Source organism: Comamonas sp. MYb69 (genome assembly GCF_037479315.1).
In the GTDB taxonomy this organism is placed as follows: domain Bacteria; phylum Pseudomonadota; class Gammaproteobacteria; order Burkholderiales; family Burkholderiaceae_C; genus Comamonas.
In genome coordinates, this window is sequence record NZ_JBBGZG010000009.1 from 66,066 (window position 1) to 87,181 (window position 21,116).

Sequence of the window (21,116 nt, forward strand, 5' to 3'; positions counted from 1 at the left end):
GTGTTTGTCTCCCCCCCCCCCCCCCCCCCCGCCCCCCCCCCCGCCCGTTTTTCCCCCCCCCCCCCCCCCCCCCCCCCCCCCCCCGCGGCCCCCGGGGGCTGCTCCCTATTCTTTGGTTTCGATGATCCACCACACGGCACGCGGCAGGGCGCGGCCCGTGACGGGGTGCCGGTCGGTCAGGTCGGCGCGGGCTGTCCAGCCGCGAGGCGGGCGGTAGCCGCGCACGTCGCCATCGCCATGCCGACGGCGAGCGCGTACCGTGCCGGTGGCGTAGGTCGCGGCCATGCGTGGGCGGCTCGTGGTGTTGTGGCTCATGGGGGAATCCTCGGCATGAAAGCGCCCCGGCCGGAACCGGGGCGCTATCTGTGTGCGGGGTCAAGCGGCCAGTGCCTCCGCCTGCGTCTGCTCATCCGCCACGGCGGCGACTTCCTCCGGTGCTTCGGCTGCCTCGGTGCCATCGGCCACCAGCAGGCAAGGCACATCCCATTCTTTGCTGATGCGGCGCTTCTTCGCCAGCAGCTTGAGGGCGGCAAGGCGACGGCCTCCGGCCACGACTTCGTAACGCTCACCGTCAGCGGTCGCGGTCACGATCAGGTTTTGCAGCAGGCCGACACGCTGGATGCTGGCGGCGAGTTCGGGAATCGACATGCGCAGGGTCTTGCGCACGTTGCAGCCCGTGGGGCGCGATACCAGCCGCGACAGCGGCACAAGAATCAGATTCTTGCTCGGGTCGGCGGCTTCCAGCAGCACGGCAGGCGAGGCGCTGGCTGCGGCGTGGATGGCTTGGGCTTCGGTGTGGTTGATGGCGTTCATAGTGAAAACTCCTTGCGATGATGGAATGCAGCAGCGAATAACGCGGCAAGGGTTGCTGCCTGCCCCTGCCGCGCAGGGGAATCAGGCTTTCAACTGGCGCAGGCCATCGGCCAGCAGCCACAGGGCGCGATTGAGGCGGATATCAGAATCAATGCCCTGCACCGGGCGGGTCTGCTGGCGGCGTCCGTTGGCGCTGCGCCCATGCAATCCGCCTTTGGTCAGGTTCTCTTGGGTGCGGTTGAACACGCTCCACAAGTCCGGGCGGCGATCGTCGAAACGGCGCGGCATCAGGATTTGCGATTCGGTGATGGGTGTGGGCTTGTCCGGGTCGTCGTACTTGAGCGACAGCGCGGCGCGGGCGAACACTTCGGCCTCGCCTTCGTCCAGCGTGATAGCGCGCATGGCATCGCGGGAATCCTTCACCCGGTCGAAGCCGCGCAAGACTTCGTAAGCGCCTTCGATGACGTGCCCGGAAACGTCTCCTTTGTGGGGTACGCGCACATCGGCCACGGTGTCGCCGCAAACGAGGCCATTGCTGCAAACGAAGCGGAACATTCCGGCTAGCATCTGATAGCTGCTCGTGCCGTCATGCGAATTCAGCAACACGATTTCATTGGCTTCCGTTCCGTTGATCTGGCTGGCGTGCCGCAGGCGCAGCATGTGTTTCGTGTGCTCGCGCTTGCCTTCGTCGCGCACGCGGGTTTGCGTCACCATGAAAGGCTGGAAACCTTCTTTGCGAAGCTCGGCCAGCACGGCGGCGGTGGGGATGTAGGCGTACCGCTGCGAACGGCTCTCATGCGGGGCATCCGCGAAGATGGACGGGGCCACGCGCTGGATTTGATCGTCGGACAGCGGGGTGTCGCTGCGCAGCGACGGCGAACGGGAAGCGAAACGAGATGCGAGTTGCATGGCTTTTTCTCCTGACAAAGAAAGGGTTTGCTGTTCACCCGCACCGGATTCCAAGATTCGGAGCCCAGCCTTTCGGCTGTTCGGTGCGGTCGGCACGAGGAACCCGGTTGGCCCTGTTGCCACCGTCTTTCCTGAGTTCATCGCCCGCGGCCAAATGAGCGCGCGGACGGGGGCCGTCAAGGAGACAAGCGCAGGGTTGGTGCGGCCCGCAGGCGCAGCCGAGGACACGGCCCTGCGCGCCTTGACGGCACACGGGAGCGGGCTACGGTCGCGGGTAAGGTGATGAAGTCAGGGGAGACGGCTGGACAAGGCAACGGCCATCCCTGTGTGCCGACCGCACGCAAGCGAAGCGCGCAGGCCCGAAGCTGGAAGCCGGGCCGTAGGCGTCAGCCGAGCGGAGCGAGGGAACGATGGAAGCCCGTCAGGGGCGAGACTCGCGCAGCGAGGCTCGATGCGCAGCACGACAGCGCGACCGGCCATGCTTCTGGGCCGGGGACGCCCATGATTCAACGGATCAGCAGGCTTTTGGGCACACTGTGATCAAAGAGTCGTTCTTGCAACTTCAACGGGACATTGACGTTCCGCAGAGGTGGCAGGAAGACACCAACGGCCGCCAGCCCCAGGAAAGGCGCAAACGCGCCCATCCCCTAACACTAAGGTCGAGCGCGCGTTCAGAATGCGCTATACATCCGAAGACGAATCACTCCAGGGACAGCATCGAAACATGACCACCGTCTATATTGATGAAAGCGGCCACAGCGGGGACATGATCAACAGCGGCAATGCTTACGACTTCAAGGGCCAGCCCTACTTTGCCCTAGCCGGCATTGGTCTTGAGGACGGTCATGACTGGGAAGATCGCATCAATGAGCTACGAAGCCGTCACCGCATTCCTGCTGGCGAACTCAAGTCCAAGTCGCTGACAGCCAAGCCAAGATTCTCGGCCGAAGTCATCAATGGATTGCTCGATCAACGCGCTCCGCTTTTCATCGAGGTGGTCGACAAGCGCTTCTTTATCTGCACCAGCATCACCTCGTTCCAACTCTTGCCAGCATGCCTTGGCTATACCGAGTCGGTGAAGCTCCACTTCATCAAGAACACGGTGGCAGACTTCCTGTACTTCCACGCGTCCGAACGCGTCCTCGATACATTCGTCGCCTCGTGCCTGGCGCCGGGTGACGGGACGCTCCGCGCCTCATTCGCCGTGCTGCGCGACATGGCCACAGATCGGGGCTATACCGGATCGGCCGTGCAAATCGCGGAAGGCATTGCCCACATGGTGCAGGAGGCTGAAGCCGAATACGACGAGCAACGTGTTAACGGTGGCGAGGCTTGGTCGCGGTTTCTTCCGCCCCCCGACCTTAACAAACATGCGAAACAGGTCTGGATGTTGCCGAACATGACGTCATTCACGAGCATCTACGCCAGGATGAATCGTTATTACAGCAGGCGCTTGGCCGGCATCCGCTTGGTACACGACCAGCAATTGGAGGTGGAGAACATTCTGCGCCAGGGAAAAATGACGGCCGAAAACCTGTGCCACTTCGTGGATCTGCCCTACACCCCGCAGTCTGACTACCGGTTCGAGGAGGAAGCCAGCATCGAGTTTGCGCAGTCGCATGAGGCCATCGGCGTGCAGTTGGCCGACATCGTCGCGGGCACCGTGATGCGCTACTTTCGCGACACGGACGCCGGCACACCCGTGTCGAGCGAACTGCGCGAAGCCATGATGCGGCTCATTGACGAGAGCGATGAACGAAGGGGCTATGGCCTTAATCAACTCGTAGCCACTGCCAACGTCCGGCATGCCGAATAAGTGAATCAGCCGCGATGACCGCCCCCGTGCGGCGAAGCGTCAAGGCAGCGAGGCGTCCAGCGCAGTTTTGAAGGTGGACGCGTTGTCCCGCAGAACGTGATCCAGATTTCCGAATACATTACGAAGCTCCTGCCGGTAAGCGTCCTTTGTAGGCAAATCCGATCCGACGATCACGGCCTTCAGGAATGACGCGGCTACATCGGCCATCCTTGGATCGTTCTGGAGCCTTACATAACTGCGAATAGCGATTTCCAGCAGATGCGTCTTGAATGACGCCGATAGCTTCTCACTCGGAATGATGTGTTGCAGCATCGCCCCCATTACCTTGGTGGCTTGCTTGGAGATGTAGTGGCGATCGAAATCAACTGCACAACGGGTTGCCTGTGGGATTTCGGAATCATCCATTCGCGCGCACTGCTCAGCCCAATCCGTAGCAACGCCAACCAGGCGGCCGAGAAGGTAGTGAAATGGCGTTGGCCACTCCAGATAGGCCCCGTCGTCGGATACGCCAGACATTTGCTTGAGGATCTTTTCGGCGAAGTCGTCAAAATAGTGCAGCCACATATGGTCTTGCAACCCCTGGTGGATGCCTTCGTGCACCATGATTTCAAAGAGTGTGATACCTGAATTGATTGGACAGCGAAACCGCCCCACCTCTTGGTAGGAGCCCAATGGTTCGTTGAGCTTTTCGGCCAAATGCTTGTCTTCGTCCAATCGACGGCGTACAGAATCACCTATCGCAGCCTCCACGTCGTTCTTTACCGCCATCGCTGCATCGGCGAAGAAAAAACGAAGTAGCCGATTGCTTTCCGGCAGGTAAAGACGGCTTCCGCCATTGAGGTTCTGATTGTTCTTCAGCTCAACGTAGAGGCGGCTTCCCGTGGCGTCCAACAGCGCGTCGATGTACTGCGCAATAAAGTCAGAACGTATCGCTTCGTCCGCTTCCAGAAGCTTGAGGCAGAAATGTGGGTGTGCCTGCGCCAAGTGAACGGTTAACTCAGGCGAGGTGACCAGATTCAACAGGATCTCCCGGGCTTGTAAGCTGGCCTGATCTCGCTCTGCACATCTGGATTTCAATGTGTGCAGAGAACGGCGCCACTGCTTGCGCCATGCTGAACGAGGTTTGGGGGGCTCCCCGCGCAAGAGTGCCGCCAGTTCATCCTTGGAATTACCCGCGTTGTTAATCCAGCGCACCAGCCAAGACTGTTGCCGGGTTAGGGAAATAAGAGTGGGCAGTTGGGGTTCGACCAGCAATACCAGTTCGCCATAGCGCTTGGTGAGGTGCAAGTTTTCGATCAATTCACGAAAGACGTGAACTCGCCCTCGGGCCAGCTTCGGAAAGCGTGTTCGCCAAAAGAAATACAGTGCCACCGAGAGCAGCAGCAGATACACCGCGCTGGAACTGTCGAACCCCCATTTCCAAGGTCCCAAGCTGTAGTACAGCCCAAGTTGCTCCAAGACCGGGGCGTACATCAGGTAGTGGACAAGAAAAAACACCGATCCACCCACGACCCAATCCACCCATGTCGTGCAGAAGCGAAGCCGGAGCCGATTAGTGGGAGAGATGAGCGCCCACACAGCGGCGATGACTCCCAATATGGTGAGCAGGCCAGTAGTGTCTATAGGAGCGGAGGTCGTCATCGGAGCTATTGCATCCTTCCGTTGGTCAATGGGATCGCACCCAAGTGCAATTTGCGTTCATACCGGCGCAAGGAATCGAGGTAAGAAAAACCGATGTTCGTTCCCAAACATCTGGCAATCAATCTACGCACCGAGCGTTCAATGCTGCCGCAGTTAGCGATCCAGCCTAACCCTCAATCGACGTGCGCGTTCGCGGAAGGCCTCTTCGCCGCCCTCCAGAATGTCGCAAACCGCCTTGCGAATAGCAGTGTTCTCAAGGCCACCAGATGTGTATTTGAGTGGGGGCAACCCACCAGCAGGATGAGGGTCAGCGTCGGCGACAATGATCTGGTCCGCATCGGTGTTGATGACGAGATTGGCATTGTGCGTGACCATGATTACCTGGCGTTTGGCCTTAGCCGCGATAAACAGGGCGACCAATTCCTCGAACACAGATTTGGGGTCCAAGTTCTCCTCTGGCTGATCGATGATAAGTGGCCGATCGTCAGCATCGTCCAGTGCCAAGTAGAGAAGAAGAAGTACGATACCCCGTGTTCCAGGCGACAGCTTTCGGATATCCATTCCGTCATAGACTATTTCGTATCGCACCGAGATGTGATCGGTGGCGAAAAGCCAGTGAGCGAACTGCTTCAACCAGCCACGAAACTCTGCTTGTTGATTCTGGCCAAAGGGAGCCTGGCTCAGAAGGTCGCGCATGTATTGCGAAATGAAATTCGTCATCGCTGCCTGCACGTCGGCAGCCGAACCTGTTTCCCATGCTGATCGTAGGGTTGTGTCCGCCAGAGCGATTAACGCGCCGCGGCCTTGGAATGGCCCTGCCTTCCGTCGGTCGAGAAGGTCTTCTTCAGCTACAGCTCCCCAGGCGGAAACGTCAACGACGCGACGAACCGAGAACCCGAGCTTTCGAAGAGTGCCGGTGGACGCATTTAAGCGCGCCATCAGGGGTCCATAAAGATCGGCGAGCGAATTCTGCTCGTTGATGATCGCCTGAAATACTCGGCCATAAGCCGCTTCCCGCTCGCTCTGGAGTTCCTTACGACGCGCGCCAGCGCCTTGAGCGTCGGTTAGGCGTGTTTGAAGGCTAATGAGCGCGGCGTTCTCTTGGGCGATGCGCTTTGACAGAGTGGAGTACTGACCGCGAATGACATTGTCGGCGCTTACCAGCACCTCCAGCCGGGCCATTTCAGCCCACAGCGTATTGAGGGTTAATTTAGAGAGGTCAGCAGTGTCAGGGAAGAGCGGCGTATTCGGATCGCTGGCCGAAATGGCCGGACCTGTGAGTTCTGCAATTTGCTGATCGGACCATGTGACATAGCCGGTCAAACTCGTATCGACATCGCCTTTATAGATCAGCAGGAACTCATCCCATTGCTGCTGATTGAGGCCACTGTGAACATGTCGTTCCTTGGCTTGGCGCAGCAGCTCGGGGGCCTTGGTATTGCGAGTGCTTGCCACCTCATCCTGCAGCGCAACGAATGTCCGGCGCTGATTGCCGTAGGCTTGGATCGTTCCGCGCAGCGTCTGCACGGCCTGTCCGAGCTGGGTGTGGCGATTGGCCTGAGCCTCAGTTCCCTTCACGACAAGCTTGGCGAGATCTTCGTTGTAGCTTTTGATTTGGCCGGTCTTTTGCGTGACTTGCAGCGCTAGGCCTGTGGCAGCAGCTTCCTTTTCAATCTCCGTGGCAATGCGCTCGGATAAATCGGCGATTGCCTCAGCTTCCCGTTCCCGGGCCTGCTGGAAACGGGCGGTGCGGAAATCCCTCAATTCGGCAAAGTCGATAGCGCCGTCAAGATCATCTTGTGGATGGGCATCAAAGATCACACGCTCTATCTCCGCGATGAGTCCATCGGAGACGCCAGCAGAGGAGCAAAGCTCCTCTACAAATTGCTGAGACAAGTAGCGCGCTCGGGGAAAAGCTAGATGACCGTTTGCATCGCGCCCGTCGAGGAAGCGTTTGACTGAAGCACCTCCACCCCATGTCAGCGTTGCAGTCGCCTGGCCAAGCAACTGGCGGGCACGGACGAGAAATGACGGACTGATGTTTACGCTCGCATTCCAAGCGGCTGGAGTGATTGCGTCACAGCCGGCGGCAATCATGTCAGCAAGCGCGGTCTTGCCTGAGCCGCGCGCGCCGATGATCGCGACGAGCCCAGGATTAAGTGGTATGTTCGGAGTTGATGCCCAACTCGCATCTCCGATAGTTATGTTCGAGATTACTTGGGAAGGCATGGCCGTGGACGGCGATTCGCTTCCGACATAAGCGCGACCTTCGGGGTCGATACAAGCCTGGCGCAAGGCGTCGAACTCTAGACCGCCCTTGATCCACGAATAACGCTCTTCAACCGGCTCGCCTACGGTTTTCTGGTCGTGGGCATCGCTGCCGTGGAGGCAGGGCTTGCAGCCGCCATAACGCTCCTTGAGTTGGTCGAGCGTCACACCCTTGCGACCAGACCAGAATTCGCGCTGTGCTGTACTACTTGAGAAGATGATGTGGGCGAACTTTTCGATCTCCTGACGCATGGTTGCGTCTGCGGCTTGGCGTAACCCCGAAGTTCCGTCGCCTGTCGCGCCAGCAACCGCGATGAGGATGTTGGTCTTCGCCCAATCGCTCTCTCGCATGACCCGGCGGAGCTGGTCAAAATTCACCTTGAACTGCGTGGCGCCGTGCGAAAGCGCAGCGCGGTCATCGAGGATGCTAGTGTCGGCTTTTCTGCCGAGGGAAATCAGATCCAGGCGGGTGCAGTTGAAGGTATCGCCATGCGCCTGAAACTGAAGGCGCTGAAGGATGCGGTGTAGTTCTGCGACGTGGTTCGGATCTTCAGGGCTGACTAGGAGATGCACGTTGACAAAGCCAGACTTTGCAGCGACATCTAAACGCAATTCGACGTTGGGAAAAATGAGTTGTACATCTTGCAAACGGCCAGCCGCCTTTTGCCTTACCACCTCTTCGTACGTTTCAGTAAGGTAATAGTCAGTCACAGCCAACGCCTCAATTTTCGGCGTAACTGTCTCAAGCTTTCTGAGATAGGCATCCCAAGGGGAGTCGCTGCCAAACTGATTATTTAGAACGGTTCCTGGCGCATGGATGTGCGGTTCCCAGCGACGCCATTCAGATCCACGACCAATCATTTGCTCATCCTTTGCGGCCATAGACCGTCCTTGTGACCATCCTGGAAGACTTGCTCGGCGTGACCGAAGCAAGCGTGTTTGTAACACTTTATAAGATTTCTGGAGGGATGAGCACTCAACTACACAAAGTGATGCCGGCTCAACAGGAGCTAGAGCCTGTTATGAACCACTGGCAGAAGCCAGCAGTCGCGCGGCATTGGGCAGCATGAACACGGAAAAGACGAGGAAGTGCAGTCCGCTGAGCACTTCGGGCAGCCGTTCATAGTTCCGAGACAGTCGTCGAAAGCGCGCCTGCCAACCAAAGCTACGCTAGACCACCCAGCGCCTGGGCAGCAGTACGAAGCCTTTCTTCGCTTTAGGCAGCTTCACGATCTGCAGTGTGATGTCATGTTCCTTTTCGGCCTCTCGCGCTTTCTCTCCGGTTAGCTCCGGTCGGCCCATGCCAGCTCGACTGTGTGGCCCGCGGCCGCTGCACTGCGGCGCAGATGTGGTCGACCTGGGCACGCTCGCGTTCTTCGGCCGGCGTAAGGTGCACTGCCAGCAGGTGATAGCCAGCGAAGCCATTCTTCGCCGCTGACGTCCGTCGGGTAGGGCTTGCGGCGCAACACCGCACTCTAGCCTCACTGCTATTGCGGCGCTTAAAGTTCAGAAAACGCTCTAAGTGGCTGATTGTTTCGAACGCTTTAAGCATCGGAAAAGCCGCCAGCGCGAACCGTGGCGGCTTGGTACAACGCTATGGAGATCAGGCTATTCGTGCGTAGGTTTTTCCATCCAAGACTCGTTTCACTTGGTCCACGTCTTTCGCCCCGATGCGCACGTAAATTTCCTCGGGCGTGTGGTTTTTGGCGAGCTCGCGTATCGCCTTGACTTGGACCACCGATAAGCGCCCGTCCCGCCCGCAAATCTGCGCTATCGCCCAGTCGTTGTCCTTCCACTTTTCGGCGACCCATGGCGCCGGTAACCCCAAGCGGGGATGGTCATTCAACCACTTGTGCAGAATCTTGTCGCGGTCATCGGGCAGAGGAACGACGCCTTTCAAAAGCAATCCGTTTTCGCGCAGGTAGTGTAGGCCGCTCTTTCCGCCCGGCACCATGTTGAGCCGGCGTTCGTCATCCCAATGCCCTTCCACCAGGAACTCTTCCGCCTCGTAGAGCTGCTCCACATCGTCGGTGATAGCCATCACCTTGTGGTGCACGTACGTGAGACGCCCACCCTCTTGCTCTTCTCGAAATCGGCGATGGAAAAGCAATGGACTGCCCGTCTCAATCGCGCGACGGTGCTCGGACCAGCGCTTTTGCCAGCTACGGGTGGACACACCCACATAAAAGGACCCGTCGTCGGGGTATGACGCACCAGCGCCGAAGATGTGCTGGTAGAGGACGTATGCGCGTTCGGGGTAGTGCTTGGGCGATAGCAGGAAGTGCGCGGGCACCGAAAATACAAGGCTAGGGCTCCTGATGGTGCTTTCGTTAATCTGCGTAGCTCCGCGCATGGCCGCAGCCAAGTACGCGGGGTCAGTAACGACTTCCACCGAAATAGTAGGCTGGATAGCTAACTCGCCTTCACCTAGGGCGCCGAGACCGTACTCTGGCTTGCGGTCCACCGTTCTGTGCCCATCCATGAGCTTCCGGAACGGAGAGATGAACCCCGGACGGTCGCCCATGAAAATCATGCGCACCACGGGTATCACTTGGCCTGGCTTGAGCCTAAACACGCCGTGGGGATTCGCAGCCACCCGCGCCCATTCCCGCCCGTATTCGGAGGACCGCACGAAGTCTTCAAGCAGCTGCTCAACCTCGCGCCGCCTTCCGATCATCGACTTCGGCGCAAGATGCTCCCACCAAGCCTTGTTTAGCTTCATCGCGTCACCGCTTATCCTTCAAAATCCGGCCGGTCAATCCCATCGTTGGCGTGCCGTTTGAGAGCCAAGCTTGCACGTGTGTGGCTCCTACTTCCAAACCGGCACCCAACGCGGCATCGCCTTGCGGGGCATCACAGCACCCCAGCCTCATTACTATTGCGGCGCTCAAAGTTCAGAACACGCTCTAACGCGCACAAGCCATCACTTTGAATGCCAGGAGCATGCCCTGAATAACTACGTGAACCAATGAGGATTGAATTACCATCCTCTCATTTTGAAGATTCGGCCGTGATCCCCCTCATCATGTAGCGTGACGACGATTTCACCCGCTGTAAAAACAGGGGCATCATCTTCTGCTCGTACTGGCAAATCGGAGTCAATCAGCGTGATGACCGGCTGCAACCCTAAATCTGCATAACGACGCACAACTGTCATCAAGTTCTCTTTCTTTCGGTCGTCCAGCGATTCCAGCACACCGTCGTGATACACAAAGCGCGGGAACTTCTCACTCAGGTGCGCACGAAGCACAGCCATATCAAAAGCAACACACAGCAGCTTTCGGTAAGTGTGTCCCAAGTCAGCGCTCGTGGCGTTGCCAGAGCCATCGAGAATTTCCGCCTTGAAATCCAGATGACCTGCCTGATTGAGCGCCACGCTCAATAGCGCCTTGCGATCAATGACTTCCTCAACAATCTCGCTGAAGAAAACTCGAATCGTGGAGAACAGGCTTGCCTGATCAGAGTTCTGCTTATCCACGTCGGCTTCGATCCGCGCCTGCAAATGGTCGCGCTCTTCCGTCAAGGCTCTAATCTCTGTACGCAACTCCTGAAGACGATGCAGATGGCCTTTCTGGTGTTCCAGCGATGTGATGTCCGCACGCAGCGTCACCATCTCATCCGAAAGTAACTTGTATTTGGTGAAAACATCCGTTCCGCTTAGGAAGGAGAGCATCTCTGAACGTTTTTTTCCCAAGGAGTTCAGTTCTGCGTTCACTCGCTTCAGTTCCCCCTCGATCTCCGCAAATTCCTCTTGGAGATAGCCGCGCCGCTCATCTGTGATAGCTCGGTTGAAGGCGATCAATTGCTGGAAATCTTTCTTGATCTGTCCCTGGAACAGCACGCCAGCTTCGCCAAACAACCTCTGGGCTTCATCAGGGCTAAACAGAATCTGATCCTCCTGCAATGATGCCTGCACCTTCTTCCTGTTTTGACTCAAAGAATAGCGTTCCGAGTTCAGCGCAGCGATGCGCTCATCAACTTCTTCCACCACCTTCTTGGTGCGATCCTTGTCTAGAGCGCGAAAATCGAAAGCATCCAGCAGCACTTGCTTCTTCTCCGCATCTTTTTGCTTGAGCAGAAGAATGCCCTCAATCTTGCTGATGTCCTCGATCGACCCCCCCAATTCATTCTTGATGGCTTGCGCCGTCTCCTGCTTTTTGGCGAGCTCATGCTCTTTTGCATAGTGCTCGGCAATAAGCTTGGCATCAAAGCCAAGAAGGTGTGCAAGGAATGGCTTCCAATCAGCATGTTTGGAAGCGAACTTGCGAAGTTGGAAAACTTCGCGGAAATCCTCTTGTGACCGCAACAGATAGCCAAGCGCTTTGCGGTACGACCATGGCTTGAGAGCACGCCAGTCGAGCAGGCCATCAAGCAGTTCTCGTGCACGTTCAAAAGGAACGTCCCGATGACCCCATTCCGCGAGCGCCAACGCCGACAAGTCCTGATGGCCTGCCTCATGCTGCTTAAAGGCGATTTTGGTCGCGTCTTCTACGCTGCGTCGGATCGTGATGAAGGAGCCGTCCTCCAGTTCAATTTCAAGGAAAAAGACGAAATCCTTGAACAATTCAAAATGCTTGAAGAGGAAGAACTTAGGGTCTTTTCCTGCCAAGAATCCGAAGTCCAAAAGACGCCCCAGCGTGGTCTTCCCAAGATTGTGTGTGTCCTTGTTCCGATTCTCCGGCAGACGGATTTCCGCCATGACGACATTCAGCCCAAGAGCAAAGTCCACGGGCTCAAACACATCCGGCTTGTTGGAATAGAGTTTAGATAGCTTCATTTGGCCCTACGTATTCGACTGCGTCCGTCTTAGGACGATATTCAATCAGGCCCATCAGATAGAGAAAATTGAGTGCAGGCAGGAAAAGCACGTCGCCGCCGACAACGTGTTTCTTTGCAAATTTGCGCAGCACATCGTATTCATCGACGCGACGATCTTTCAGCCGCGAAAGGAGCAGAAGAGAAACATTAATTACTGTGCGATCAGGATGTGAGTGCTTGGTTGGCCGCAGCATCATCCACCTCCCCGATGTCACAGTTCCAATACATGTAGAAAAGAATGGCTCTCGTCAGTCGCTTGTGGGCGTGTTGCCGAAGAACAGGGTCGCGACTGAACAACAGATCCACCAGATATTCCATGACTTCGTCGAAGGTCTGATAGTCCTTGCGCTTCGCAAGGATCTTGAGCTGAAACTCATCGACCACAGATTCGTACATGCGCAGCAATTCGATATTCTCTGGCGCAGCCAGAAAAGTGCGAATTTGCGCCGTTTCCTTCAGGTATTTACGCCGCTGCTCCTTTGCATATGCTGCCGTCATATTGTTGAGCGCGTTCTTCTCCTCATACGTCACGCGCACGGTGGGCGGGTCGTCGAGTAACGCTGTCAGGTCATCCTTTTGGCGCGCAAGCGCCTGAACAACCTCGGCAAGATCATCTGGACTGACAATCAGAGGCGAGTCCACCGCATCCAAATTCGCCTCCAGGGCCACTTCTGGAAAGCGTTTCAGCCAAAGTTCTAGTTGTTCCAGGCCGCAAAGATAGATAGACGAAGCAGGGACGCCGCATTCGGCGGCGATGTGGTCACGGATTTCTGTCTCGGAATTTCCGGTCAGGCGGCGATTCGCAAACAGCATGTAGTGGTCGAGTTGCTTGGCCTCGCGCAGCTTCTTGATGCGTGGCACTTCTTTGCCGACCACCGTGTTGCTGCTAGATGTACTGTAGAAATCCAGTTCCGAAAAGCTGCGGTTGTACCCGTTGGTATGCTTGGCCTGAACAATGACCGTGCCCACCCACGGGGCGGCCTTACTGGGGTGCAGTTCCGCCGTGCCGACAAATTTTGCGTCGCGCCCGCCATCCGGCCCTTTTGCGAATCCCTGAACGGCGATACCGAGCAAGCGTTGGCACAAGAGCACGATCAGTACCTCGAACTGATCGTCGCTCAAATCTTCATAGGCAAACTTCATTCTCCCCATCTCCCTCTATACAGACGCCACAGACTCATGCGGCAACCGTAATGCACGCCGAATGTGCATGCCGCGCAGGCTGCACCACAATCTCTACGCGCTGGTCCAGTGAAACCAGTGCCTGCATCAGCCGTTCCAGTGAAATGTTCTGGAGCTTGTAGCGGCGGACTTGAGACACTTTCGGTTGAGTCATGCCCGTGATCGCAGCAATCTCCGTCTGGCTCAGGCCGCGATGGTCAATCAATTCATTAAGCTTGAGCGCGAGCGCTGCCTTTGCCGAAAGCTCTTCAGCATCGTCAAAGCCCAAATCTCGCAGCACGTTGTCAGTGCCTTGCGGATGGTCACTACGCTTCATCGTTTATCTCCCGCTCGTCTTATGACGGGCCACCATGGCCTTCAACCGCTTCTCGATCAGTTCCACGTCCGGCTGCGGCGTGGCGATGCCGGACTTGGACTTCTTCTGGAACGCATGTAGTACATGTACCGCATCGCCCATCTTCACTGTATAGACTGCCCGGAAGGTGTCGCTTCGGTGGTCTTCCACCAATTCGTACACACCGGAGCCCAACCCTTTCCAGAGCTTGGCCGAAGGCGGCGTGCTGCCCAACTGGACGATGAACAACGCGACACCCATGTCCTTCTGTACGTCGATGGGAAACTCCTTGAAGTCCTTCTTAGAGGAGCCTTCCCAGTACAGCAGCTTGCGTTCCTGAACCAGGATTATATCCGTTCGGGTATGAATCGCAAGAAGTTGGCCTAGCTAGCCGCTGTTTCCACCGGATCAGTTCGCCGCGCCCCGGTGATGGCTTGGCGTCGGTTGGCCACCAGTTCGGCCGCCTCCCGTACCGGCTTGTCTTCTGTGTGGACGTAGCGCATGAACATCGCCACGGTCTTATGCGCCGTCAGCGCCATGCCGACCTTGACGGGGATGCCCGAATTGGCAATGTCGGTAGCCGAGCGATGCCGGATGCCGTGCGTCCCCACATGGGTCACGCCGGCGCGCTTGAGGATGCGCGTCCAACCGCCGTAATACTCGCCCGTGGTCATGTGCTTCCCGGGATGGTTCGGGGACGGGAACACATACGGGCAACCGTCCTTCCGGGGCGCGGTAGACAGCAGACGATGGGCTTCCTCGCTCAAGGGCTTGGACATGCAGCCGGTCTTACTGTCGGGCCAGACCACGCGCCGGTTCTCCAGATCAACCCAATCCCATTGCAGCGCGACGACTTCGGAGCGGCGGCCCGCAAACTCGAATTGCAGCCGGATCGCCAGCGGCAGGATCGCGTGATCCTGCCCCAGGCCGTCGGTTTCCAGAAAGGCGAGATACCGGAACAGCTTGCCCATTTCCTCGTCGCTGATGAGGTGGGTGGCCTTGCCGTTGGGATACATCGGGACATGGCGGCACGGGTTGGTGCCGTCAAGCCGATAGCCCCACACCTCGGCCAGATTGAACATCTTACGCATGACGCTGAAAGTACGGTTCGCCTCGGCCGGCTTGTGGACCATCTTCTTCATGGCCGACGCCACGTCGGGCCGCTTCACGTCCTGCACCTTGATGCGGCCGAGCATCGGGACGATGCAACGGTCGATGACCGCCTGGTACCCGCGCTGCGTGCTGGGCTTGTTACGCTGCTTGGAGTGGTCCTCCATGAACTTCTTGCACAGTTCCGCGACCGTGGGGGCGGATCGGGCGGTTGCCTTATCGGCGCTGGGATCGCCGCCCCGGCGCACCTGCGCCAGCCACTCCTGCGCCAGCGAGCGAGCCTGCTCAACGGTCAACTCCCCGAACAAGCCCAAGGCGGGCTTGCGGCGCTCCCCGGCGTTCGTGCGGTACTGGAGCATGAAGACCTTGCGGCCCGTCGGTGTAATCTTGCACAGGAAGCCGGGCACCAGCGTGTCCCTGAGTTCGACGGCCTGCGCCTGGGGTTTCGCCGCCTCCACGGCGGACTTGGTGAGCTTGATTCTTGCCATGATGACTCCTCGGAAGGACCCGATTCCCAGGAGCCTTGTAGGGGCCAGCAGAGGGGAAGCTAGGTCAGGTTTCGGAAAGCACCGGCATATGTTGGACTCGCCTAAGTTATTGATAAACCTGCTGTATGGGGCTTCGGCGTAGTCCAGCGAAGTTCGGTACGGGAGTCATGGTGAAATAAAAAAACGCCCCACAGGGAGCGTTCGTTGGGCTGGCTGCCAACTGCCAGCGGCAGATGGGCCATCCGGGTGGTTCAGCCGGCGCTTTATTCGTCGTTGTTCTTGGGGCTGGCGGTCGAGGTCAGGATGTTGCTGGGGTCGTCCACCGATTCGCGCAAGGCCTTGCCTGGCTTGAAGTGGGTGACGCGCTTGGCGGGCACCTGCACGGCTTCGCCGCTGCGTGGGTTGCGGCCCAGGCGGGGTTGGCGGTGGGTGATGGTGAAGCTGCCAAAGCCACGGATCTCGATGCGTTGTCCGCGTACCAGCGAGTCTTCGATGGCCTCCAGAATCGTTTTGACGGCCTGCTCCGCATCCCGCTGCGTCAGCTGGTGGAATCGAGCGGCAAGCTCTTCAATCAGATCGGATCGGGTCATACGAATGTGGAATCTTCGTGAATCAAATAGTCAAAGCGTTGGTGGGCGCACTGGGCGCCCACCTTGTCTGCAAGCTACCGACTATACCAAGACGGGCAAGGCATGGGTCGGTAGCGGAGCCGTCAATTACTTGTCGGCGTCCAGCTTGGCGCGCAGCAGTGCGCCCAGGCTGGTGGTACCAGCATTTTCCTTGGACGATTGCTGCGACAGCGAAGCCATGGTTTCTTGCTGTTCAGCGTGGTCCTTCTGCTTGATGGACAGGGAGATGCTGCGGCTCTTGCGATCCACATTGGTCACCACGGCGGTAACTTCATCACCTTCCTTGAGCACCGAACGTGCGTCTTCCACGCGGTCCACCGAGATTTCGGAAGCACGCAGGTAGCCGACGATGTCGTCGCCCAGGTCGATTTCAGCGCCCTTGGCATCCACAGACTTGACCTTGCCGGTCACGATCTGGCCCTTGTCGTTCACGGTAGCGAACGTGGTGAATGCATCGCTGTCGAGCTGCTTGATGCCCAACGAGATACGCTCACGGTCCACGTCCACGGCCAGCACGATGGCTTCCACTTCCTGGCCCTTCTTGTAGTTACGAACCGCGGCTTCGCCGGTTTCGTTCCACGACAGGTCAGACAGGTGAACCAGACCGTCGATGCCGGAGGCCAGGCCCACGAACACGCCGAAGTCGGTGATCGACTTGATCGGGCCCTTCACGCGGTCACCACGCTTGGTGTTCTGCGCGAATTCTTGCCATGGGTTGGCCTTGCACTGCTTCATGCCCAGGGAGATACGACGCTTGTCTTCGTCGATTTCCAGAACCATGACTTCGACTTCGTCGCCCAGGGTCACGAGCTTGGAAGGAGCAACGTTCTTGTTGGTCCAGTCCATTTCGGACACGTGCACCAGACCTTCGATGCCTGGTTCCAGTTCCACGAACGCGCCGTAGTCGGCAATGTTGGTGACCTTGCCGAACAGGCGGGTGCTCGATGGATAACGGCGCGACACGCCCATCCATGGATCATCGCCCATTTGCTTCAGACCCAGCGAGACACGGTTCTTTTCGGTGTCGAACTTCAGGATCTTGGCGGTGATTTCCTGGCCAGCGGTCACCACTTCGGATGGGTGACGCACGCGGCGCCATGCCATGTCGGTGATGTGCAGCAGGCCGTCGATACCGCCCAGGTCCACGAACGCACCGTATTCGGTGATGTTCTTGACCACGCCTTGAACGATGGAGCCTTCCTTGAGGGTTTCCATCAGCTTGGCGCGCTCTTCGCCCATCGAGGCTTCCACCACAGCGCGGCGGCTCAGCACCACGTTGTTGCGCTTGCGGTCGAGCTTGATGACCTTGAATTCCAGGGTCTTGTTTTCGTAAGGGGTCAGGTCCTTGATCGGACGGGTGTCGATCAGCGAGCCTGGCAGGAAGGCACGGATGCCGTTGACCAGAACGGTCAGGCCGCCCTTGACCTTGCCGGAGGTGGTACCGGTCACGAATTCGCCCGATTCCAGCGCCTTTTCCAGGGCCAGCCAGGAAGCCAGACGCTTGGCGGTGTCGCGCGACAGAATGGTGTCGCCGTAGCCGTTTTCGATGGAACCGATGGCCACGGACACGAAGTCACCCACTTGGACTTCGATTTCGCCCTGGTCGTTCTTGAATTCGTCGATTGGCACATAGGCTTCGGACTTCAGGCCGGCGTTCACCACCACAAAGTTGTGCTCAACGCGCACGACTTCAGCAGTGATCACTTCGCCAGGACGCATTTCGGTGCGTGTCAACGACTCTTCAAAAAGGGCGGCAAAAGATTCAGACATGTATTTCCTTAGACACGGGCAGGTTTCCGGCAGCACTATTGCTGACGTTTTTATGGCTGGCCGTGCAGGTTGTGTGGTTGTGACACCACGGGGTTCAAAGTTAAACAACCCGGCAACCCATGGCGGTTAGATCCACCAGTAGAAGGTTGCAGGGGCGGGTAACACCGCCGCCAAAGGCAGGGGAAGGGGCGCGCTGGGCGCCTCAGGCCGGCTCTTTGCCAAACGGCTGTCGCTTTTCCCACCAGGACAGCACCTGAGTGACCGCGTTGTCCACGCTCATCTCGGAGTTGTCCAGCAAGAATGCATCCTGCGCTGCATGCAAGGGGGCGGTGGCGCGGTTCATGTCGCGCGCGTCCCGCGCCTCAAGGTCAGCACGAAGGTCGGCTATTGTAGCCGGTATTCCTTTTTCAATCAACTGTTTATGGCGGCGCTCGGCGCGCTTGGCGGCGCTGGCCGTCAGATAGACCTTCAAAGGGGCGAGCGGGAAAATCACCGTGCCCATGTCGCGGCCATCAGCGACCAGGCCGGGCAGCTGGCGAAAATCATGCTGGGCCTGCACCAGCGCCTGGCGCACGGCGGGCAGCGCCGAGACCAGGGAGGCGTTCATGCCCGCTTCTTCGCTGCGGATGGCCAGGCTGATGTCCTCGCCGTCAAGCCGCACGCCATGGTCCGCGCCAAACTGGATGTCCATCTGCGCAATCAGCGCGGCAATCTGGCTGGCATGCTCGGCATCGATCGGGATGCCGGCGCGGGTGGCGGCCAGGCCGGTGATGCGGTAGAGCGCGCCCGAGTCGAGCAGGTGGTAGCCCAGCTGCTCGGCCACGGCCGAGGCCACGGTGCCCTTGCCCGAGGCGGTGGGCCCATCAATGCAGATCACCGGAATCGAGCCGGGCACGGCGCGCACGGCCGAGAACATGGCCTCGAAGTAGCCGGGGAAGGTCTTGGCCACGCACTTGGGGTCTTCAATGCGCACCGGCAGGCCGGCGGGGTTGAAGGCGGCCAGCGAGAAGCACATCGCTACGCGGTGGTCGTCATAGGTGCGGATGCTGGCGGGCTTCCAGGCCTCGCGGTTGGCGGGCGGGGTGATGGTCAGGTAGTCCGCGCCTTCCACCACCACAGCGCCGAGCTTGCGCAGCTCGATGGCCATCGCGGTCAGCCGGTCGGTTTCCTTGACGCGCCAGCTGGCGATATTGCGCAAGGTGGTCGTGCCATTGGCGTAGAGCGCCATCGCGGCCAGGGTCATCGCCGCATCAGGGATGTGGTTGCAGTCCATGTCGATGGCCTGCAGCGGCCAGGCGCCCCGGCGGATCTCCAGCCAGTTGGGGCCGCTGGTGATGGCCGCACCCATCGCACGGGCGGCATCGACAAAGCGGATATCGCCCTGGATCGACTGCGCGCCCACGCCCACGACCTTGACGACCCGGTCCACGCTGGAGGTGCCGCCTTGCGCATTGGGCCGGCTGCCCTTGCTGGCGGCAATGGCGCCCAGCGCGATGAAGTAGCTGGCCGACGAGGCATCGGCCTCGACATGGATCTCGTGCGGGGACTGGTAGCGGCTGCCGGCCAGCACGGTAAAGCGCTGCCACTGCTCGTTCTTGATGGCAATGCCAAAGCGTTTGAGCAGCTCCAGGGTGATATGGATATAGGGCTTGGAGATCAGCTCGCCGGCGACTTCGATCACGATGTCCTGGCGCGTGGTGACCAAGGGCAGGGCCATCAGCAGGGCGGTCAGGAACTGGCTGGAGACATCGCCGCGCACGGTGATGGGCGTGTTCAGCTGCAGCTGCGCGGCCGTCACGGGCTGGATGCGCAGCGGCGGAAAGCCCTCGTTGCCCAGGTAGTCGATCTGGCAGCCCAGTTGGCGCAGCGCATCGACCAGGTCGCCGATGGGGCGTTCGTGCATGCGCGGCACACCGCTCATCTCGAAGTGGCCGCCGAGCAAAGCCAGCGCAGCGGTCAGCGGCCGCATGGCGGTGCCGGCATTGCCCAGGAACAGCGCGGTGCTGCGGGCGGCCAGCGCGGGCGCCAACTGGCCGGCAATGCCGGTGATGTGGTAGCTGTTGAGGTGGGCCGGGTCGGTGCTGCGCACCACGGCGCAGCCCAGTTGCTCGAGTGCACGCAGCATCACCTGGGTGTCGTCGGAATCGAGCAGGTCATGGATGGTGGTGGTGCCCGCGCTCAGCGCGGCCAGCAGCAGCACGCGGTTGGAGATGCTCTTGGAGCCGGGCAGCTGCACTTCACCATGGGCGCTTTGCAAGGCGGGGATATCGAGAAATGCAGTGGAGAACATGGCGGGGCTCTGCTGTGGGGTGGTTGCGCCAGGCCTGCTGCGCAGGCGGCGCGGTGGTCGCAAACGAAGGTGGCGCTGCCCGTTGTCAGGTAGCGCCACTGGCTATTATCGGTCCACCGGCTGGGCCAGTGCTGGCACTGCGCCGATCAAGCGGTGGTTTTGTGCTTGGACAGCGACTCTGGCGTGTAGAGCTTGCCCTGCTTCCACTGCGCGCGGGTGCCGCTGGCCTCGCGCAGCAGCTGCTCGAGCGCGGGCTGGTCGTCGCTCAGCAACGCGGCCTCGTAGCTGCCCAGCATGTGCTGCAGCGACTGGATCTGCTTGAGGATCTCGCTGCGGTTGGCCAGGAAGATATCGCGCCACATCTGCGGCTCGGCCGCGGCAATGCGGGTGAAATCGCGAAAGCCGGGGCCGGCGAGCGACAGCATGCGGTGCGCGCCGTCTTGCGACAGCAGCGAGTTCATATAGGCCATGGCCACCAGATGCGGCGCGTGGCTGCTGGCGGCCAGCGCCGCATCATGCTGCTCGGGCGCCATGCTGGTCACATGGGTGCCAATGGCCTTCCAGATGGCCTCGGCCTGGCGCAGCTGGGCGACCTTGGTCAGCTCAGTGGGGGTGAGCACCACCTGGGCATCGCGGTAGAGGTTGACGTCGGCGTGGTCCACACCAAAGACTTCCTTGCCGGTGATCGGGTGGGCCGGCACAAAGCAGCCAAAGCGGTCGCGCAGCGCGCGGCGCGCGGCAGCCACCACATCCATCTTGGTCGAGCCCACATCCATCACCAGGGTGTCGGGGTTGATCAGGTGCTTGATGTTGGCCAGGGTCGACTCGGTCGAGGCGACCGGGATGGCCAGCAGCACCAGATCGGCGCCCGAGACGGCCTGCAGGGCCGAGCTGGCTTCTTCGTCAATGACACCCATCTGGCGCGCGCGGCTGGTGGTGGATGGCGACTTGCTGTAGCCGACAATGCGTTTGACCAGCCCCGCCCGTTTGGCTGCAAGGGCAAATGAGCCGCCCATCAGCCCGCAGCCGATCAGCGCCATATGTTCAA

17 protein-coding genes and 2 pseudogenes are annotated in these 21,116 nt (G+C 59.3%); 2 read left to right on the plus strand and 17 right to left on the minus strand.

Translation table 11 applies throughout. The annotated features are described in order from the left end of the window. Nucleotides 1–105 precede the first annotated feature (105 nt). From WH303_RS13880 to WH303_RS13890, 3 genes and pseudogenes are all read right to left on the minus strand, one after another. Complete coding sequence (locus tag WH303_RS13880; RefSeq protein WP_339519196.1) at nucleotides 106–315, minus strand: hypothetical protein; 210 nt, start codon at nucleotides 313–315, stop codon at nucleotides 106–108. A gap of 63 nt (nucleotides 316–378) precedes the next feature. Continuing rightward, nucleotides 379–813 (minus strand): annotated as a pseudogene (locus WH303_RS13885) (ParB N-terminal domain-containing protein); the annotation flags it as partial. A gap of 81 nt (nucleotides 814–894) precedes the next feature. Further along, nucleotides 895–1,722, minus strand: a complete 828-nt coding sequence (locus WH303_RS13890) for a DUF932 domain-containing protein (RefSeq protein WP_339519198.1) — start codon at nucleotides 1,720–1,722, stop codon at nucleotides 895–897. Between the two features lie 724 nt (nucleotides 1,723–2,446). On the opposite strand from WH303_RS13890, the gene WH303_RS13895 reads away from it, so the two are divergent. Beyond that, nucleotides 2,447–3,538: a DUF3800 domain-containing protein gene (locus tag WH303_RS13895; protein WP_339519200.1), complete on the plus strand. Its 1,092-nt coding sequence runs from the start codon at nucleotides 2,447–2,449 to the stop codon at nucleotides 3,536–3,538. Between the two features lie 39 nt (nucleotides 3,539–3,577). Here the strand turns inward: WH303_RS13895 and WH303_RS13900 are convergent, their stop codons facing one another. Both WH303_RS13900 and WH303_RS13905 read right to left on the minus strand, forming a co-directional pair. Next, the gene (locus WH303_RS13900) at nucleotides 3,578–5,179 is read right to left on the minus strand and encodes a hypothetical protein (protein WP_339519202.1); all 1,602 of its coding nucleotides are present in this window, start codon (nucleotides 5,177–5,179) and stop codon (nucleotides 3,578–3,580) included. Between the two features lie 153 nt (nucleotides 5,180–5,332). Further along, a complete protein-coding gene (locus WH303_RS13905; RefSeq protein WP_339519203.1) occupies nucleotides 5,333–8,329 on the minus strand; it encodes a TrlF family AAA-like ATPase in 2,997 nt (998 codons plus the stop codon). An 11-nt stretch (nucleotides 8,330–8,340) separates the two neighbouring features. On the opposite strand from WH303_RS13905, the gene WH303_RS13910 reads away from it, so the two are divergent. Continuing rightward, on the plus strand, nucleotides 8,341–8,517 hold the full coding sequence (locus tag WH303_RS13910) for a hypothetical protein (RefSeq protein WP_339519360.1): 177 nt from the start codon (nucleotides 8,341–8,343) through the stop codon (nucleotides 8,515–8,517). On the opposite strand, the pseudogene WH303_RS13915 reads toward WH303_RS13910, so the two are convergent. From WH303_RS13915 to WH303_RS13970, 12 genes and pseudogenes are all read right to left on the minus strand, one after another. Next, nucleotides 8,468–8,852, minus strand: a pseudogene (locus WH303_RS13915) (transposase); the annotation flags it as partial. The gene WH303_RS13910 and the pseudogene WH303_RS13915 overlap by 50 nt on opposite strands. 198 nt (nucleotides 8,853–9,050) lie before the next feature. Then, on the minus strand, nucleotides 9,051–10,169 hold the full coding sequence (locus tag WH303_RS13920) for a hypothetical protein (RefSeq protein ID WP_339519204.1): 1,119 nt from the start codon (nucleotides 10,167–10,169) through the stop codon (nucleotides 9,051–9,053). A 258-nt stretch (nucleotides 10,170–10,427) separates the two neighbouring features. Next, entirely contained in the window at nucleotides 10,428–12,224 is a 1,797-nt protein-coding gene (locus tag WH303_RS13925; protein ID WP_339519205.1) for a DUF2326 domain-containing protein, read from the minus strand. After that, nucleotides 12,211–12,459, minus strand: a complete 249-nt coding sequence (locus WH303_RS13930) for an ABC-three component system middle component 8 (protein WP_103458169.1) — start codon at nucleotides 12,457–12,459, stop codon at nucleotides 12,211–12,213. The genes WH303_RS13925 and WH303_RS13930 overlap by 14 nt, the downstream gene beginning before the upstream one ends. Beyond that, nucleotides 12,428–13,408: an ABC-three component system protein gene (locus tag WH303_RS13935; protein WP_103458168.1), complete on the minus strand. Its 981-nt coding sequence runs from the start codon at nucleotides 13,406–13,408 to the stop codon at nucleotides 12,428–12,430. The genes WH303_RS13930 and WH303_RS13935 overlap by 32 nt, the downstream gene beginning before the upstream one ends. A 34-nt stretch (nucleotides 13,409–13,442) precedes the next feature. After that, nucleotides 13,443–13,763: a helix-turn-helix domain-containing protein gene (locus WH303_RS13940; RefSeq protein WP_103458167.1), complete on the minus strand. Its 321-nt coding sequence runs from the start codon at nucleotides 13,761–13,763 to the stop codon at nucleotides 13,443–13,445. 3 nt (nucleotides 13,764–13,766) lie between these two features. Next, a complete protein-coding gene (locus tag WH303_RS13945) occupies nucleotides 13,767–14,126 on the minus strand; it encodes a type II toxin-antitoxin system RelE/ParE family toxin (RefSeq protein WP_103458166.1) in 360 nt (119 codons plus the stop codon). A 38-nt stretch (nucleotides 14,127–14,164) separates the two neighbouring features. Continuing rightward, on the minus strand, nucleotides 14,165–15,379 hold the full coding sequence (locus WH303_RS13950; protein WP_198833919.1) for a tyrosine-type recombinase/integrase: 1,215 nt from the start codon (nucleotides 15,377–15,379) through the stop codon (nucleotides 14,165–14,167). Nucleotides 15,380–15,642: 263 nt separating this feature from the next. After that, on the minus strand, nucleotides 15,643–15,969 hold the full coding sequence (locus tag WH303_RS13955; RefSeq protein ID WP_021027333.1) for an integration host factor subunit beta: 327 nt from the start codon (nucleotides 15,967–15,969) through the stop codon (nucleotides 15,643–15,645). Nucleotides 15,970–16,095: 126 nt separating this feature from the next. Beyond that, nucleotides 16,096–17,778 carry a 30S ribosomal protein S1 gene (gene rpsA / locus WH303_RS13960; RefSeq protein ID WP_021027334.1) on the minus strand — a complete coding sequence of 561 codons (1,683 nt, stop codon included), beginning with the start codon at nucleotides 17,776–17,778 and terminating at the stop codon, nucleotides 16,096–16,098. 202 nt (nucleotides 17,779–17,980) lie between these two features. Continuing rightward, nucleotides 17,981–20,068, minus strand: a complete 2,088-nt coding sequence (locus WH303_RS13965) for a bifunctional 3-phosphoshikimate 1-carboxyvinyltransferase/cytidylate kinase (RefSeq protein WP_339519209.1) — start codon at nucleotides 20,066–20,068, stop codon at nucleotides 17,981–17,983. Between the two features lie 146 nt (nucleotides 20,069–20,214). Further along, nucleotides 20,215–21,108 (minus strand): prephenate dehydrogenase, encoded by an 894-nt coding sequence (locus tag WH303_RS13970; RefSeq protein WP_043340473.1) that lies wholly within the window; start codon nucleotides 21,106–21,108, stop codon nucleotides 20,215–20,217. Nucleotides 21,109–21,116 lie beyond the last annotated feature (8 nt).